General features: G+C 71.2%; 13 protein-coding genes. 2 read left to right on the top strand and 11 right to left on the bottom strand.

From position 1 onward, the window contains the following. Position 1 precedes the first annotated feature (1 nt). The 3 genes from J3P31_RS20140 to J3P31_RS20150 are packed head-to-tail and all read right to left on the bottom strand — an operon-like array spanning position 2 to position 3,242. Positions 2-1,090: a glycosyltransferase family 4 protein gene (locus tag J3P31_RS20140; RefSeq protein ID WP_210530324.1), complete on the bottom strand. Its 1,089-nt coding sequence runs from the start codon at positions 1,088-1,090 to the stop codon at positions 2-4. After that, positions 1,087-2,139 (bottom strand): SDR family NAD(P)-dependent oxidoreductase, encoded by a 1,053-nt coding sequence (locus J3P31_RS20145; protein WP_246849713.1) that lies wholly within the window; start codon positions 2,137-2,139, stop codon positions 1,087-1,089. The genes J3P31_RS20140 and J3P31_RS20145 overlap by 4 nt, the downstream gene beginning before the upstream one ends. Continuing rightward, entirely contained in the window at positions 2,136-3,242 is a 1,107-nt protein-coding gene (locus J3P31_RS20150; RefSeq protein ID WP_210530326.1) for an NAD-dependent epimerase/dehydratase family protein, read from the bottom strand. Before J3P31_RS20150 ends, J3P31_RS20145 begins: the two co-directional genes overlap by 4 nt. 259 nt (positions 3,243-3,501) lie before the next feature. Here J3P31_RS20150 and J3P31_RS20155 point away from each other — a divergent pair, with 259 nt between their 5' ends. Then, positions 3,502-4,527 carry an MDR/zinc-dependent alcohol dehydrogenase-like family protein gene (locus J3P31_RS20155; RefSeq protein WP_438270314.1) on the top strand — a complete coding sequence of 342 codons (1,026 nt, stop codon included), beginning with the start codon at positions 3,502-3,504 and terminating at the stop codon, positions 4,525-4,527. A gap of 395 nt (positions 4,528-4,922) precedes the next feature. Then, on the top strand, positions 4,923-5,918 hold the full coding sequence (locus J3P31_RS20160) for a UDP-glucuronic acid decarboxylase family protein (protein ID WP_210530328.1): 996 nt from the start codon (positions 4,923-4,925) through the stop codon (positions 5,916-5,918). Between the two features lie 9 nt (positions 5,919-5,927). On the opposite strand, the gene thpR is transcribed toward J3P31_RS20160, so the two are convergent. The 8 genes from thpR to J3P31_RS20200 form a co-directional block, all read right to left on the bottom strand. Then, positions 5,928-6,467, bottom strand: coding sequence for an RNA 2',3'-cyclic phosphodiesterase (gene thpR / locus J3P31_RS20165; RefSeq protein WP_210530329.1), 540 nt, complete (start codon positions 6,465-6,467; stop codon positions 5,928-5,930). A 68-nt stretch (positions 6,468-6,535) separates the two neighbouring features. Then, positions 6,536-7,873: an erythromycin esterase family protein gene (locus J3P31_RS20170; protein ID WP_210530330.1), complete on the bottom strand. Its 1,338-nt coding sequence runs from the start codon at positions 7,871-7,873 to the stop codon at positions 6,536-6,538. Positions 7,874-7,916: 43 nt separating this feature from the next. Further along, entirely contained in the window at positions 7,917-8,693 is a 777-nt protein-coding gene (locus tag J3P31_RS20175; protein WP_210530331.1) for an SDR family oxidoreductase, read from the bottom strand. Between the two features lie 56 nt (positions 8,694-8,749). Further along, positions 8,750-9,694, bottom strand: coding sequence for an ABC transporter permease (locus J3P31_RS20180; RefSeq protein ID WP_210530332.1), 945 nt, complete (start codon positions 9,692-9,694; stop codon positions 8,750-8,752). Beyond that, positions 9,691-11,199, bottom strand: a complete 1,509-nt coding sequence (locus J3P31_RS20185; protein WP_246849712.1) for a sugar ABC transporter ATP-binding protein — start codon at positions 11,197-11,199, stop codon at positions 9,691-9,693. The genes J3P31_RS20180 and J3P31_RS20185 overlap by 4 nt, the downstream gene beginning before the upstream one ends. 37 nt (positions 11,200-11,236) lie before the next feature. Then, positions 11,237-12,160: a substrate-binding domain-containing protein gene (locus J3P31_RS20190; RefSeq protein ID WP_210530333.1), complete on the bottom strand. Its 924-nt coding sequence runs from the start codon at positions 12,158-12,160 to the stop codon at positions 11,237-11,239. 90 nt (positions 12,161-12,250) lie between these two features. Continuing rightward, on the bottom strand, positions 12,251-13,717 hold the full coding sequence (locus J3P31_RS20195) for a xylulokinase (RefSeq protein ID WP_246849711.1): 1,467 nt from the start codon (positions 13,715-13,717) through the stop codon (positions 12,251-12,253). A gap of 73 nt (positions 13,718-13,790) precedes the next feature. Continuing rightward, positions 13,791-17,030, bottom strand: a complete 3,240-nt coding sequence (locus tag J3P31_RS20200) for a TRCF domain-containing protein (protein WP_210530335.1) — start codon at positions 17,028-17,030, stop codon at positions 13,791-13,793. Positions 17,031-17,216: the final 186 nt, after the last annotated feature.

Below are 17,216 nucleotides of genomic sequence, written 5' to 3' on the forward strand. Positions count from 1 at the left end.
CTCACCTCGCGGGGAGCGGTTGGCGGACGAGGTCCGTATAGAGCGACAGCATGGCCTGACCCTGGGCCTCGGGCGTGAAGTGCCGGGACCGGATCTGAGCGACCTCGCCCAGCCGGCGTCTCTCGCCGGGGTCGCAGGCCAGCTCGTCCAGGAGCGCGGTCAGGGCTTCGGCATCGCGCGGCGGAAAGAAGAGCGCGGCATCCGACCAAAGCTCGCGGAAGGTTGGAATGTCCGACAGGACCAGCGGAAGGCCCATGCGCGCCGCCTCGGCCACCGCCAGCCCGAACGGCTCGTAGACCGAGGGCGAGACGAAGATCCCGGCGTCCTGCATCAGGGCGACGGCCGCGGCGTGCGGCAGCTCGCCCTCGGCGGTGGCGTGGCTGGGCGTGAACGCGGCTCCGTTCGCCCCCCGGGTCGGGCCCAGCAGCCGCACGGGCCAGTTCGCGTTCTCGGCCGCCGCATCGAGCGTCGCGCCGTTCTTGCCTTCATCCCACCACCGGCCGGAGGCGATGACGAAGGGCTGGCCGATGGTGCGCCCGACCGGAGCCGAGGTCGCGTTGTGAACCACCCGCAGCGTCCGGACCGGCCCGTAGCAGGCGGTCAGCGCAGCGGCGTGCGACCGCGACGGCGCCACCACAACATCCGCCCGACCCAGCCCGCTGCCGTTGAGAGTGCCATGCCATTCCCAGCCGGCTGGCAGGCCGCTGCCCCGGACGGCGCGGAACCAGGTGGTGACGCAGGAATGCGAGACGGCAACCACGGGACGCTCGGTCTCCAGGCCGGCGGCCTGGCTGGGAAGGTTGAGGTGGATCAGGTCGGCTCCATGGCGCCGGGCCGCATCGTCGATCAGGCCGGGCACCGCCGCAAGGTCCGAGGGGGACGACACGAGCCAATCGAGGGGCGCGCCGGCCCAGTCCAGCGTCCCGATGGCCTGCGCCTCGGCGGCCTGCGCGGGGGATGGCGCGGGGCCGAAGCCCAGGAACACCGTCTCGACCCCGTGCGCGCGCAGCGTCGAGGCCAGGTCCATCGCGTAGCGCCAGACGCCGCCCACCGCGTCCAGGGTCATGAGCAGCGTGAGCCGCCCCGTCATGCCCGGATGCGCTCGGGCAGGGCAGGGATCTTGCGGTTCGCCCTGAGCCATGCTGCCAGGTCCGCCAGTCCGTCGCGCCAGCCCATCCGGGCCTGCCAGCCCGTCTCGGCGGACAGCCGCGTGGTATCGGCGACGAAGTAATGCTGATCGCCCTGCCGCCATTCGCCATGGCTGATCGGCAGTCGCCGATCGACCAGCCGCTCGATCTCCCGCAGGACCACGACCAGGCTCACCGCGTTCATCGGTCCGCCGCCGAGGTTGAACGCCCGTCCGGCGAGGCGGTCGATGTCCGCCAGCACCGCGCGGTAGGCCGCCACGGCATCCGAGACATGCAGGATGTCGCGCACCTGCTTGCCGTCGCCGTAGATCGAGATCGGCGTTCCCTCGAGGGCGCGGATCAGGAAATGCGCGACCCAGCCCTGGTCCTCGGTGCCGAACTGGCGCGGGCCGTAGATGCAGCTCATCCGCAGCACGGCGGCGGGAAGCCCATAGGATCGCGCGTAATCGAGCACGTACTGGTCCGCGACCCCCTTGGAGCAGCCATAGGGCGTATGGAAGTCGAGCGGCTGGCCCTCGCCGATGCCCTTGGCGCGGACATCCTCGTCCGCCGGAACGTAGCGGTCGGCGGCCTCGGCCATCTCGAGATCCTCGAGGCAGCCGTAGACCTTGTTGGTCGAGGCGAAGATGACCGGAATGCGCCGGCCGGTGGCTCGGACCGCCTCGAGCAGGTTGATCGTGCCGCGGGCGTTCACCTCGAAGTCGTCGATCGGGTCAACGAGGCTCGTGGTCACCGCCGTCTGCGCGGCCAGGTGCACCACCTCCGAGGCGTCCCGCACCGCCTCGCGCAGCGCCGTGGAGTCCCGGAGGTCGGCACGCATCGGCCGGACGCGCGCGCCATGCCGGGCCTGGAGCCATTGGAGGTTCTGCTCGACCCCCGGGCGGCTCAGGTTGTCGAAGACGATGACCTCCCGGCCATCCCTGAGGAAGCTGTCCGCGATGTTGGAGCCGATGAAGCCCGAGCCCCCGGTGATGAGGACAGGCCCGCTCAAGAGACCAGCCTCCGTGCCTCGAGCTGGGTGCGCATCTCGGCACCGCGGTCCACGACGACCTCGCCCCGGACCCATTCGACGAACTCGTCGAGCGAATCCTCAAGGCGGTGCTGCGGCTCGAAGCCCAGGAGCTCGCGCGCCTTGGTGATGTCCGAGAAGCAGTTGCGGATGTCGCCGGACCGGCTCTTGCCCAGGATCTCGGGCCCGAGGTGCGGCAGATCCATGGCGCCCGCCAGGAGCCGCGCCACGCCCGACACCGTGTAGGCTTGCCCGGAGCCGATGTTGAACAGCTCGCCTGCCGCGCGGTCGCTCTCATAGGCGAGACGGAAGGCGCGGGCGACGTCGCGGACATGGACGAAGTCGCGCTTCTGCTCCCCGTCCTCGAAAATGGTGGGCCGCTCGCCCGAGGCGAGCCGCGAGGCGAAGTTGGCCAGGACGCCCGTGTAGGGGTTGGACAGCGCCTGGCCCGCGCCGAAGACGTTGAACAGCCGCAGCGCCACCGCCGGCACGTCGTAGGCTTCGCCGAAGATGAGGACTTCCCGCTCCTGGGCGTACTTGGTCAGGGCGTAGATCGAGGCGAGGTCCACGCGCTTGCGTTCGTCCGTGGGTCGCGGCGTGAGCGCCTCGCCGCCCGGACCCGTCGGGTTCCACTGGCCGGCCCGGATGTCGGCGGGCTTGCGTCGGATCGTCTCCAGCAGGGTGCCGTCCGGCATGGCATAATAGCCTTCGCCATAGACGCTCATGGACGAGGCCACGACGATGCGCCCGACCGGATTGGCGAGCATCGCCTCCAGCAGGACCGCCGTGCCCAAGTCGTTCGCGCCGACGTAGCGCGCGATCTCGTACATCGATTGCCCGACGCCGACCTCGGCGGCGAGGTGGATCACCCCGTCGCAGCCCTTCAGCGCGGGACCAAGCCGGTCCGCGTCACGGACGTCGCCCCGGACCACCTCGGCCCCGTCGGGGATGGCGGCTTCGGCCACGCCGTGCACCTGATCGATCATGGCGTCGTAAAGGCGCACCTCGTAGCCATGCGCCAGCAGCTCCTCGGCGACGTGCCGCCCGATGAAGCCGCATCCGCCGGTGATCAGTACTTTCGTCATCAGTCCCCCTGCGCGTCCTGAATTGGCGCCAGCGGTCCGCCAACGTGCATGATCTACAAAGGTTCCCGAAGATGTGAGGAACGCGGCGGACAGGCGTGTTTCCGCCAATTCTCTCCTGTCTTTGGGTCATCCGGGGCGTCGCCCGCCCGCCTCTTGCGCCGCGTCCGTCGCGTCCTACGCTGGAACGCGGAGGGCCGGGCCGAGGTTATGTCCTATTGTGGCGCCCGCTGCCCGTCGCATGAAAGGATGACGTCATGTGTTGCAGCTTCCCCGCCATCCCGCCCGTCCTGCGGCGTGTGGGGGTCGTCGTATGACGGAGGGAACGGTCCTGCGCGCCGCTCGGGTCACCGGCCCGGGCCGGATCGAAGTGGTGTCGCTTCCGCTGCCCGAGCCTGGGCCGGGACAGGTTCGCGTGCGCCTTGAGGGGTGCGGTGTCTGCGCATCCAATCTCGAGCCCTGGGCAGGACCCGAGTGGATGCAGTTCCCGACCGAGCCTGGTGGCCTGGGGCACGAAGGCTGGGGTGTCGTCGACGCCTTGGGCGAAGGCGTCGAAGGTCTTGCGGTCGGGCAGCGGGTCGCCCTTCTGGGCCAGCACGGCTACGCCTCGCACGATGTCGTGGACGCCGGACAGGTGGTGCCGCTGCCACCCGAGCTCGATGGCAAGCCCTTCCCAGGCGAGGCCTTCGGCTGCGCCATCAACATCTTCCGTCGCTGCGGCATCGAGGCCGGCCAGAAGGTCGCCATCATCGGCATCGGCTTCATCGGCGCGGCGCTGGTCCGGTTGGCCTCGCAGGCCGGGGCCGAGGTCATCGCCATCTCCCGCCGGGAAAGCTCGCTTGCCCTGGCCCGGGAGATGGGGGCCGCCCATGCCGTCCCCATGAACGACCATTGGGCCATCATCGAGGACGTCCGCCGATTGACCGGAGGCCGGTTCTGCGACGTGGTGATCGAGGCCGTAGGCAAGCAATGGCCGCTCGACCTCGCGGGCGAGATCGTGGCCGAGGGCGGGCGGCTGGTGATCGCGGGGTATCACCAGGACGGACCGCGCCAGGTGAACATGCAGAACTGGAACTGGCGCGGCATCGACGTGATCAACGCCCACGAGCGCGATCCGGCCCGTTATGTGGCCGGGCTGCGCCAGGCCGTGGAGGCCGTCGCCTCGGGCCGGCTGGACCCCGGTCCCCTCGTGACGCATCGCTTCCCCCTCGAGCGGCTGAACGAGGCGCTCGATGCCACGCGCGACAAGCCGGATGGGTTCGTGAAGGCCTATATCGTCTGTTCCTGAAATCCGGGATCCGGACCAGTGCGGGCAGGCCGTTCGTTTTGCGGCCTGCCGGGATGCCGGGCCGTAAATTGCTCGAATGCCCGGATGGAAATGCCGTGCCGTTCGGCCATTCCGATCTGGAAGCCCCGACGAAATTGAGCCCGATCCCGATCGGCCCTGTGAACGTGGCCGGCGGCACGGACGCGCCGTGGCGCAGGTGATCCTGCAGGAGGCGTGGCTCTTTGGCCACATTGCCTTCGCACATCAAGAACTTGACGCGGAGCGCGTCGCGCTAGGTTTGTAGATGAACCTGCCGTGCAAGGCCCAATGAGCGCATGCGTTCGGATCCGCGGGTGAGATCAGAAGCCACGGCAACCATTCTAATTGCGCGTCCCGCGCCCAAATAGAGGTGCCGAATGCCCCCAAGAAATCAACCCGAGCGCGAAATATCGTCCCGTCGCATCCTTTTGGCGGGAGGTGCGGGTTTCGTGGGCTCGCATTTGGCCGAGCGTTTCGTCCGGGCCGGACATGAGGTGATCTGCCTCGACAATCTTCAGACCGGACGGCTGTCCAACATCGCGCACCTGATGCACGAGCCCAGGTTCTCGCTCCTGCGCCAGGACATCGTGCAACCTGTCAACGTCGACGGGCGCCTGGACGAGATCTGGAACCTGGCCTGCGCGGCGTCGCCCCCGCAGTACCAGCGCGATCCGGTGCATACCTTCCGCACCTGCATCCAGGGCAGCATCAACCTGCTGGAGCTGGCGCGCGAGAAGAACGCCCGGATCCTGCAAGCCTCGACCTCCGAGGTGTACGGCGATCCCGAGGTGGCCCTTCAGTCGGAAAGCTACCGCGGCGCGGTGAACACCTGGGGTCCGCGGGCCTGCTACGACGAAGGCAAGCGGGCGGCCGAGACGCTGTTCTTCGAATACGAGCGGCTGGGCGTCGAGGTGCGGATCGCCCGCATCTTCAACACATACGGCCCCCGCATGAGCCCCGAGGACGGCCGGGTGGTGTCCAATTTCGTGCGGCAGGCTCTCGAGGAGGAGCCGATCACGATCTACGGGGAGGGCCGGCAGACGCGGTCTTTCTGTTACGTGGATGACCTTGTCGAGGGGCTCGTCCGGCTGATGGCCTCGGATGCGAGGGGGCCGGTCAACCTCGGCAATCCGGGCGAGTTCACGGTCCGCGAGCTGGCCGACATCGTGCTGGCGATGACGGGGGCTTCGTCGCGTCTCGTGCAGGAGCCCATGCCGCAGGACGACCCCCGCCAGCGCCGTCCCGACATCACGCGGGCCCGAACCGAGCTGGGATGGGCTCCGACGGTGGACCTGCACGAAGGGCTCCGCAGGACCATCGCCCATTTCCGCGACGAGCTGGCCGAAGGTCGCCGGATCGCGCAGGCCGGCTGACCGCCTGGCCTAGTCCAGCGGATAGTAGGCCAGTTCGTCGTGGATGGCGCCCGACGGACGCAGCGTCGATCGCCAGAGGCCGAAGCCTTCCACCCGGAAGGCCGGGGACGGGAAGCTGTCCCACCTCGACAGGAACCGCGCGAGCTTCTCGTGCTCGGGCGGGCCCGAGCGATCGAAGCGGGCGAGGGTGACGTGCGGCCGGAGGCGCCTGCGTTCGAGGGACAGTCCGGCCCCGTGCAGCGCCGGCAGCACCTTGTCATGCAGCGCCTTGACCTGCGTCGGGTCCTTGACCCCGGCCCAAAGGACGGTGGGCTCCCGGTTGCCGAAGGTACCAAGACCCTGCAGTTGCAGGTCGAAGGCCGGGAACCGAATGCCCTCCAGCGCCTCATGGGCGGCCTGGATCATGTCGTCGGGCTGCTCGCCCAGAAAGGCGAGCGTCAGGTGCATCTGGTCCGGATCGGTGAGCTTCCCCAGGGGGATCCGCTCCTGCAGGTTTTCCAGGGCGGTCCGGACCGGGTCGGGCATGTCGATGGCAATGAAGGCGCGCATGGCGTCGGATCATGGCGCCCTGAACGGGCGAGGCAAGGGGGGCGGAGCCCGAGGAAACAAAGCGGGAGTCAGAGCCCGAAGGGGTAGGTGTCGGGCACGCCCTCTGCGCCGTGCTCGGGGTGATGCTCGGGCCCCAGCGGCGTGACGGCGGTCGTTTCGTCGAACCAGACCCAGGCGTCGAACTGGAGGGGCAGGGTGCAGCGGGCGTAATGGCTCGCGAGCTCGGACTCGGGCCGGTAGATCACGCCGATGAAGCGTTCCCGCCGGGGCTCGCCCAATGCGGCGGCCAGATCCGGGTCGCGCCGGAGGTCGAGGAGGAAGCGCGGCACGCCGGACTCGTGGCTCAGCCCCTCGTAGCTGTCGGCGCGCGAGGGGCGGACCCGCTTCACCTCCATGTCGCCGTCCCAGTCGGTCGCGGCGGCGACGGTGCCGGTGTGGGTGCCGAAGCCCACCAGCGCCGCCTGATCGCCCCACCATTCGCGGCAAAGCTGGCCGATGTTCAGCTCGCCCCGCCGCTGGCCCATGTCGGTATGGCGCGCGTCCCCGATATGGGAGTTGTGCGCCCAGACCACCGCCTTGGCGTCGGGCCCCTGCGCCTCGAGGATGCTTTGCAGCGTCTCGAACATGTGGGTGTCGCGGAGGTTCCAGGACTCCTCGTCGCCGTAGTACATGATCCGGTAGTAGCGCTCGGCGGACGCCACGAGGCGGGCGTTCCGCTCCGCGTCGAGGAACCCCATCCCGTCCTCGGCGGCATAGGACAGGCGCTTTTCCAGCAGGTCGCGCCATTGCTGCGTGACGGCCTTCTCGCAGCGCCGGTAGCCTTCGGTCAGCACGGCGCGGCCATAGCGGGCAGGCTCCTCCTGCCAGGGATGCAGGCAGCCGTAGCGTTCGCGCGCCACGCCCGCCGCCTCCGGGTCCACCTCGTCGAGGTAGGTGAGGACGGCGGAGATCGACCCGCCCATGTTGTACATGTCGAGCCCGAAGAACCCCGCCTGCCGCTCGGGCGGCTTGCCGGCGTTCCAGGCGCGCAGCCATTCGACGAAGGCCATGACATCGGTGTTGCGCCACATCCAGGTCGGGAATCGCTGGAACGGCGGCTCGGCCCCGTCGCGGCGCGGACGGTGGCGCACATAGGCGTCAAGGACGGCGGCGTCGGGCCAGTCGGCCTCCACCGCGACGGCGGTGACGCCGTGATGCTCGATCAGGTGGCGGGTGATGGCGGCGCGGGCGCGGTAGAACTCCGAGGTGCCATGGCTCGCCTCGCCCAGCAGCACCACCCTGCGGTCGCCGTAGCGGTCGAAGGCCGCGCCGAAGGCCGGGTCGGACGGATCGGGCAGGGGTTCGGCGGCGGCGGCGATCATCCGGGGCAGCTCCCGTGCGAGGACAGGATCCGGGGTCTGGGTCATGGCCGTGGTCCTTTCACCGATAGGATGGGGCAAAGCCGGTCGGTCAGGCCCCCTGGCCCCAGTTCATCTCCAGCCCGCCGTCGATCGTGAAGCTTTGCCCGGTGACGTAGTCGGCGTCCGGCGAGGCGAGGTAGAGCGCGAGCCGCGCCACCTCCCAGGGCTCGCCGGGGCGATTCCAGGGAATGCGGGGCAATTCGTCCTTCATGGCTTCGGGATCGCTCGTGCGCTCATGCGTCATCGGGGTCCGGATGAGGCCCGGCGCGATGGCGTTCACGTTGATCCGTAGGGGCGCCACCTCGAGGGACAAAGAGCGTGTGAAGGTCAGCAGGCCGCCCTTGGCCGCGCCATAGGCCGCCCCTCCGGGCGTGGGAATGGCTTCGTGGACCGAGGAGACGTTGATGATCTTGCCCCCGCCCGCCTCCACCCGTCGGCGGTGCTGGATGAAGGTCCGGCAGCAGAAGAAGGGGCCGTAAAGGTCCGTGCGGATCACGCGGTCCCAGGTTTCGGTGCTCATGCCCTGAACGTCCGAGTCGCCCCCCGTGCCCGCGTTGTTGACCAGGATGTCGGGCAGGCCCAACTCGCGCAGGGTGTTGTCGAAGAGGGTCGCCACCGCGGCTTCGTCCATGACGTCGAGCTGCTGCACCAGCGCCCGCCGCCCGGCCGCATGCACCTGGCGTGCCGTTTCCTCGGCACCCTGCGGGTCGCTGTGGAAGGTCACCGTCACGTCGGCGCCGGCCTTGGCGAACTCCACGGCGATGGCCTGGCCGATCCCGGAGTCCGATCCGGTCACGATGGCGATCTTGTCGGTCAGGTCGAACATGGGGGCCTCCGCGCTGCGGGAGCCAAACCGCCGGGGCAGGCCGTTGTTCCGGCCCCTCAGCCCTTGCTGAGCCCGATGCGCGAGGAGGCGACCGCCGCCAGGATGATCGCGCCCACGAGGAACTGGCGCAGGTAGCTGTCCACGGCAAGCTGCGTCAGCCCGTTGTCGAGCACCGCCAGCATCAGCACCCCCGCCAGCGTCGCCAGCGCCCGGGGCTCGGATTCCTCGCTCATGGTCATGCCGAGGAACACGGCGGCGATGGCGTTCAGCATCAGCCCGTCGCCCTGCGTCGGATTGGCCGAGGCGACGCGGCTCGCGTACATCAGCCCGGCCACGGCGGCCCCGAGGCCCGTGACGGCGAAGGCCGAGGCGCGAAGGCGGCGCACGGGAACGCCGGCCAGCCGCGCCGCCTCCATGTTGCCGCCGATGGCGTAAAGGCGGCGGCCGTAGCTGGTGTGTTCGAGCAGGACCCAGACGATCAGCAGCGCGGCCAGGGCCAGGAGGCTCAGCGAAGGCAGGACGAGGCCGCCGACTGGCAGGCCGCCACGGGCGAAGGCCCCGAACGCCTCGGGGATGTCGTCGCCGAAGATCGTGCGCCCGTCGCTGACCATGAAGGCCGCGCCGGAGAACATGGTCAGGGTGCCCAAGGTCGCCACGAAGGGCAGGATCCCCAGCCGCGCCACCAGAAGGCCATTGAACAGCCCGCCCAGGAGCCCCGTCCCGAGGCCCGCCAGCAGGCCCGCCGGCAAGGAAAAACCCGCCGCGAACAGGCTGGCCGCGACGACGCCCGCGAGGGAGGCCATCGCTCCGACCGACAGGTCGAAATCGCCCATGGCCATCACCACGGTCATCGCAAAGGCGACGACGGCCAGCATCGACACCTGCTGGGAGATGTTGATGAGGTTCTGCGCCGTCAGGAAGGTATCCGGCAGCGCGAGGGCAAAGGCGAGAAGGATCAGGCCGAAGCCGACCAGCGTGGCATAGCGTCTGAGATGGATCATTCGTGCGCGCCCCGCGCCTCCCCGTAGATCAGTGACAGGAGCCCCTCCGGATCGAGGCCCTGCGTCGCGACAAGTCCGACCTGCCGTCCGTCCCGCAGGATCAGGATGCGGTCCGAAAGGCCGATCAGCTCGGGCAGGTCGGTGGAGGCCAGCAGGATGCCGGTGCCCTGGGCCGCCAGCGACCGGATGGTGGCGTAGATGTCCTCGCGTGCGCCGACGTCGACGCCGCGCGTGGGCTCGTCGAGGAGCAGGAGCTTGGGGGCGTCCAGCGTCGCGCGCGCCAGGACCACCTTCTGCTGGTTGCCGCCGGACAGCTCCCGGACGGGCTGCGCCAGCGTGCGGTGCCGCAGGCGCAGGGCCTGCGCGAGCCGGCGCGACTCGTCCGTCTCCAGGCGTTTCCGGGCCAGACCCAGGACCGACAGCCGCCCGAGATGGGGCAGGACGGTGTTCGCGACGATGGACCGGCCCAACATCAGCCCCTCGCGCCGCCGTTCGCGGGGCACGAAGGCCACGCCACGTCCCCAGGCCTGCGACGGCGAGCGGGGCAGGGCGGCGTCCGCAACCTCGGCCCGGCCCGAGATCCGCCCCCCATCGCCCAGGAGGAGATGCAGGAGGTCCGACTGGCCGGCGTTCTCCAGCCCGGCCACGCCCAGGATCTCGCCCGTGCCAAGCTCGAAGGACAGGCCGGACAGGCGGCCCGCCGAGACGTCCTCCAGCCGGCATACCGTCCCGGCGCGGGCGGGCGCGGCACGGCGGGGGTGGGCCTCGGTCACGTCGCGGCCGGTCATGGCGCGGATGATGCCCGCGCGTCCGGTTTCGGCCATGGCGGCGGTCAGGACCCGGCGTCCGTCCCGCAGGACGGTGACCCGGTCCGCCAGGGCCATCACCTCGTCGAGCCGGTGGGACACGTACAGGATCGCCGCCCCGCGCGCGCGCAGGTCGCGGATGACGGCGAACAACCGTTCCGATTCCGCGTGGGTCAGCGCGGCGGTGGGCTCGTCCATGACGAAAAGGCGCGGCTCGGTGTCGCCGGAGACGAGCATCGAGGCGAGACGCATCAGCATCCGGTCCCCGGTCCCCAGCCGCCCGGCCTTCTGGCGCGGGTCGATGTGGGACAGCCCGAACCGGCCCAGCGCGTCGCCGGCCATCCGGTTCAACCGCCGCCAGTCCACCGCCGCCCCCAGGCGACGCGGCAGCGAACGCCCGAGGAAGATATTCTCGGCCACTGACAGGGTCGGAACGATGTTGAGTTCCTGATGCACGAAGCGGAACCCGGCGCGCGCCGCATCCGCAGGGGAGCCGAGCACGAGCGGGGCGCCGTCCAGGCGCGCGTCCATCCGGTCCGCGGGCGAGACGCCGGCCAGCACGCGGATCAGCGTGGACTTGCCGGCGCCGTTCTCGCCCATCAGCGCATGGACTTCCCCCGCCCGGAGATCGAGCGCGACGTCCGACAGCGCCGGGGTGCCGCCAAAGCTCTTGTCCAGTCCCCGGATCGAAAGGAGCATGATGGGAAAGGGGGCGGGAGTGCCCGCCCCGCGGCCTTCATTCGTTGACGTTCGACGCGGTGATCAGCCGGGTGGGGACATAGGTCACCGGCTCGCGGATCTCCTCGCCCGCGATGACGCGGGCCACGGCCTCGGCGGTCGCCTTGCCGATGCCGACGAAGTCCTGCGCGACCGACGCCTCGAACGAGCCGCCCTGCGCGATGGCTTCGCGGGCCTGCGGGTTCGCGTCGATTCCGGTGATCACGATGCCCTCGTCGCCGCGGCCCGCCGCTTCGATGGCCTGGAGCGCGCCAAGCGCGGGCTGGTCCCAGGCGGCCCAGACGGCAGCGATGGAGCCCGGATCGGGGTTGGCGGCGAGGATTGCCTCCATCTTGGCGCGGCTGTCGGCGATGCCGCCGTCCTGGACGTCGGGGGTGATGCGGTCGATGATTTCGATGTCGGGATAGTTGCCGAAGACCGCGTCGGCGATGACGCCCCGCACCTGCACGGGCGGGAACGGGTCGAAGGTGAACAGCACGACCCGTCCCTTGCCGCCGATGCGGTTGGCGACATAGGCGGCCGTTTCCGCGGCCATGGCGTAGCCGTTCGAGGTCACGTTGGTGGCGAGCAGCTCGTGGCTCCCTGCATCCATGCCGATGACCGGGATGCCGGCCGCCTGCGCCTGCACGAGGCCCGCCTCGACCTGCGCGGGATCGACGTTGATGACGATGGCGTCCACCTGCTGGGTCACCGCGTCCTCGATGCGCGAAATCACGGCGGCGATGTCGCCCGCCGTGTCCACGACATTGACGTCCCAGCCGCGCGCCTCGGCCTCGGCCTCGAAGCCGTCGAGGTAGAACTGCGTGCCGGGCTGCGCGAGGTAAGGCGTGATCACCGCCACCCGGTCCGCGTCCTGCGCCGCCGCCATCCCGGCGAGCACGCCCAGCGCGGCCACCGCGCCCAGCATCGTCCTCAAGCCCATCCCGTCACTCCCCTTCTTCCCATGCCCCGTTGCGGCCGGGGCCTTCCTGTCGCGGGCCAGACTAGCCGCGCCTGCGGCGAGCGCCAGAGGTCACGCGCGCCCCGCCAGGGCGCGGCTGAGCGGGCGCAACGCCTCGTAGGCCGGGCGGTAGAGCGCGAACAGATCGTCGTAGCGGGCCGCCTGCCGGGGATCGGGCTCGTAGGTCCTGTCATAGGCGACAAGATCCGCGAGCGCCGCCGGCAGGTCCGGCTGAAGCCCGGCGGCGACCGCGCCCAGCGCCGCCGCGCCCAGCACGCCGGCATCCGCCACCGCCGCGCGCCGGAGCGGCCGTCCGAGCACATCCGCGCGGATGCGGTTCCAGGTCTCCGACCGGAACCCGCCGCCGCCACACAGCAGGACCTCGGCCCGCCGGTCGGTGGAACGCTCCAGCGCCTCGGTCAGGAGGCGCGCCGACAGCGCCACCCCCTCGAACACGGCCCGGGCCATCGCCGGCCGGCCCATCGCGGCCTCCAGGCCCAGGAACGCCCCCCGCGCCGAAGCATCCCAGAGCGGCGCCCGCTCCCCCGCGAGGTGGGGCAGGAACAGGGGCGTGCGAAGATCCTGGCCCGCGGCGTCGACCTCGGCGCTCATGGCCTCGGGGCTTTGCCCGGTCGCGGCGCAGAACCATGCGACCGAGGCGCCGCCCGACTGGGTCGGTCCCGCATGGACCCGGAGCCCTTCATGGCGCGGAAAGACGAGGAGCCCAGGCTCGCCCGTCATCCTGTCCGAAGCCCCCGCGATCACCTCGCTCGTGCCTGACAGGTAGGCCGCGTCGCCATCGGCCCGCAGGCCCACGCCGTAGAACCCGGCCCAGGCGTCCATGATGCCGACGGCCACTGGGACCGGAGGAAGGCCCGGCGCCAGGACGGCCTCTCCGGCCACGGCGGCGGAGGGGCGAAGCGGGGCCAGCCGCTCGGCCGCGCCGGGCACGAGGGCGAGGAGCTCGGGGATGTAGGCGAGGTCGGGTCCCACGAGCCCGATGTTGGACATGGGGTCGCTGACGGTCTGGCCTGTCAGCGCCCGAAGAAGGAAGTCCTTGGGAAGAAGCACGGCCGAGGTGCGCTCCCAGATGTCGGGCCGGTGCCGTGCCATCCAGGACATCCGCGACAGGGCGTGGCTGGCGTCGATGGGCATGGGCGCGCCCCACCACCGGAGGCGGTCGCCCGCGCTGGGGCCCGCATCGAGCAGGGCAGCCTCCGTGGCGGCGCGGCCATCCTGCCAGGTGATCGCCGGGGCGAGCGGCCTGCCCTGGGCGTCCACGAAGACATGGGTGTTGACCTGCGACGTGAGGCCGAGCGCGCCCACCCCGGCCAGCAGCCCTTCGGACGCCACCCGGGCCAGCGCGGTCGCGACATGGTCGAGCCACACCCGCGGGTCCTGCTCCGCGACGCCGCCCGGGGCGCGGCGCATCGGGATCGGCGCGGCAAAGTCGAAGAGCCGTCGTCCCCTGGGGTCGAACACGGCGGCCTTGACCGCCGTCGTGCCCGCGTCGATTCCCAGGACCAGATCGCCCGCCAACTTCGCCTCCCTTGTGCTGGCGGCACCGAACCCGGTCGCCGGCCCGAGCGCAAGGCCCCGGGCGGCGGATCGGTCAGGCGAGCCCTTCGAGGAGATCAAGCACGAGGTCCATGCGCTCTTCCGCCGTGTCGCTGCTCCGGCGCAGGACCAGACGGCCATCGACCCACTCGAGGGCGCCATCGCCCCCGGCGGTCGCCTCGGCCAGCCGCTCGGCCGCATCGGCCTCGACATCGAGCGCGATGGCCGCTGGCCCGGCCGAGATGCGGGTCACGCCCAGGGTCCGCGCCAAGGCGCGGATCGAGGCGGCCCGGAGGAGGTCCTTCACAGCGGGCGGGGGCGGCCCGAAGCGGTCGGCGATCTCGTCGGCCAGGCGGTCCACGTCGCCCGCCGCCTGCGTCCGGGCCAGCCGGTGGTAAAGGTTGATGCGGACCTCGGGCTCGGGGATGTAGTCGGAGGGCAGGGCGCCCGTGGCTTCGGCCTGGAACTCGACCTCGCGGTGCTGGGCCGGCTCGCCCTTGGCGGCGCGGATCGCGTCGGCCAGCAACTCCTGATAAAGGCCGAGCCCGATCAGCCGGACATGCCCGGTCTGGCGGTCGCCGAAGAGCTCGCCCCCGCCCCGCTGGTCGAGATCCTGCGCGCTGAGCGCCATCCCGGCCCCGAGCCGATCCAGCGCCTGGAGCGTGCCGAGCCGCTTCATCGTCGCGGGTGGCAGCTCGGCGCCCTCCTCGGTCATCAGGTGGCAGAACGCCTGGGCTCCACCCCGGCCCACCCGGCCGCGAAGCTGGTGAAGCTGCGCCAGCCCGAACAGGTCGGGGCGCAGGACCAGCATCGTGTTCGCCCGCGGCACGTCGAGGCCGGATTCGATGATGCTGGTGGCCAGGAGCACGTCTCCGTCGCCCTCGGCAAAGCCGACCATCACCTCGTCGATCTCCTTGGCCGGGAGCTGGCCGTGGGCGACGCGCAGGCGGAACCGGGGCAGGAGCCGTTGCAGGTCTTCGGCCACCGGCCCGATGTCCTCGACCCGCGGGACGACGACGAAGCTCTGGCCGCCGCGCCGTCGCTCCCGCAGGAGGGCGTGCCGCAGCGTGGCGTCCGTGCGCTCGGTGAGCAGGGTCCGGATGGGGCGCCTCCGGGCCGGAGGCGTCGCGATCACCGACAGGTCCTGAAGCCCCACCAGCGCCGACTGGAGGGTCCGGGGGATGGGAGTCGCGGTCATGCTGAGCAGATGGCCATTCTCGACCAGCCTGCGCGCCTTGTCCTTGTCCGGCAGGCCCAGGCGCTGCTCCTCGTCGATGATCATCAGCCCCAGGTCCGCGAAGGCCACGCTCTTGGCCAGGATGGCCTGGGTGCCCACCACGAGCCGGATGCTCCCATCACCGAGCCCGGCCTTGACGCGCCTGGCCTCGGCGGGACTCACGAGGCGCGACAGTTGGGCGACCTCGATGCCGAGGCCGTCGAACCGCCGGCGCAGGTTCGAGACATGCTGCCGGGCGAGCACGGTCGTCGGCGCGAGCAGGGCCGCCTGCCGGCCCGCGAAGATGCAGGCCGCGACGGCGCGGATCGCCACCTCGGTCTTGCCGAAGCCCACGTCGCCGATGACGAGCCTGTTCATGGGCGTCCCCGACGTCATGTCCTCGAGGGTGACGCGGATCGCGCGGGCCTGGTCCGGCGTTTCCTCGAAGGCGAACCGCGCGGCGAGCCGTTCGTAGGGCGCGCGGTCGGGCGCGAGCTTGGGGGCTTCCCTGGCCTGCCGTTCGGCGGCGGCGGCGATGAGGGCGCGGGCGGTCTCGGCCAGGCCCTCGGCCACCTTGGCGCGCCGCTTCTCCCAGCCCGCGGTGTTGAGCCGGTCCAGAGCGACCTCGCCCTCGTCGGAGCCGTAGCGCCAGATCTTGCCGGCCTCGGTCGCCGGCACGAGGAGGTGCTGCCCCTCGGCATAGGCCAGGCGGATGGCCTCGCCCTCCAGGCCCTCCACATCGATGGCCTCCAGGCCGTCGAGCCGGGCCACGCCATGATCCATGTGGACCACCAGGTCGCCCTTGTGCAGCTCGGCCGCCTCGACGGTCCAGGGGGCTGCCACGGCGGCCGCGGCCGTTCCCCCGGCCCGGCTCCCCAGGACGTCGCGTGCGGTCATGACGGCCAAGCCCGCGCCGAGGTCCACGAAGCCCTCGTCCAAGGGGGCGTCCAGCGCCATCGGTGATCCGGGGTCGGCGGCCAGGGCCTGGTCCCAGTCCTCCGCGACCTCGGGCGCCTCGCCGGTGGCCTCGCGCAGGCGCCGGCCGAGCCGGGCCCGGTCGCGCCCCGCATATCCGGTCACGAGTACCCGGCGTCCAGCCTCGGTTTGACGGGCGAGGAAGTCGGCCACGGCCACCCGGGGGCGACGGGCCTCGGCGAAGGCGGGCACCGGCTCGAACGCCGTCCCATCCAGCATGACCGTCCCGGGCGCCGCCGCAAGGCGGTCCCACTCTTCGCCTGTCAGGTAAAGCCGCTCGGGGTCCGGCACGTGCCGGCCGCCCCCGCCATCCCGCGTCCGCTCCGCATAGGCGTCGACGATCTGCGACAGGCTCTGGTCCCGCAGCCGGAGCGCATCGGGCGTCAGCGTCAGCCGTGCCCCGGGCATATGGTCGAACAGGGTGGACAGGGCAGGGAAGGCGTCCGACAGGCCGCGCTCGGGCCGGGGCTCGTCCTCCTCCTCGGCCTCCGGATCGACGGGCCATTCCGACGCGGCGTCGACGGCCAGTTCCCGCACGTCCCCGATCGAGAGCTGCGTCGCAGGATCGTACCGGCGGATCGCGGTCACCTCGTCGCCAACCTCGATGCGGTAGGGCCATTCCGAAGCCGCCAGGTAGATGTCGATGACCTCGCCTCGGAACGCCACCTCGCCGGGCTCGTCGACCCGCTCGTCGATGCGGTAGCCCGCGGTCTCGCAGAAGCGGCGCAGCGCGGACTCGTCCAGGGGCCGGCCCACCTCCACCGCGAAGCCGCGCGCGCTCCCGACCGGCGGAACCCGCTGCAGGAGGGCGGCGGGCGTGGTCACGACGATCCGGGGGGCCTCGTGCGGGTCCGCCAGGCGGCGCAGCACGGCCATGCGGCGTCCCATCGCCTGAGCCGATGGCGCCGCCCAGTCATAGGGCAACACGTCCCAGGGCAGGAAGGCCGCGGCCCGCGTGCCGGGCGCGGCGCGGGCCAGGAATGCGGCGATCTCCTCGGCCCGGCTTTCCCCGGAGGTGACGTGAAGCAGGGCCCGGTGGCCCGATGCTTCCAGCAGAGCCAGGAGCCGCGCCGCCTCGAGGCCCGGAGGAAATTCAGTCGCCACGTCCCGTCCCCATTTGTTGGCCGCCCGTGCGTGGCGGCACCATCCACGTGGCCCTCTAACGACCCGAAATGGCCAGAGTTCCGGCGGAAGCCCGCCTGTCCCCGGGCCGCCCGGCCGAGGTTTTTCACCCAGAGCGGGAACCAGAACCGCACCGGATTGCGTTGAACACCCGCGCCGAGGTTCGGG

This window comes from Rubellimicrobium arenae (genome assembly GCF_017916275.1).
Lineage (GTDB): Bacteria > Pseudomonadota > Alphaproteobacteria > Rhodobacterales > Rhodobacteraceae > Rubellimicrobium > Rubellimicrobium arenae.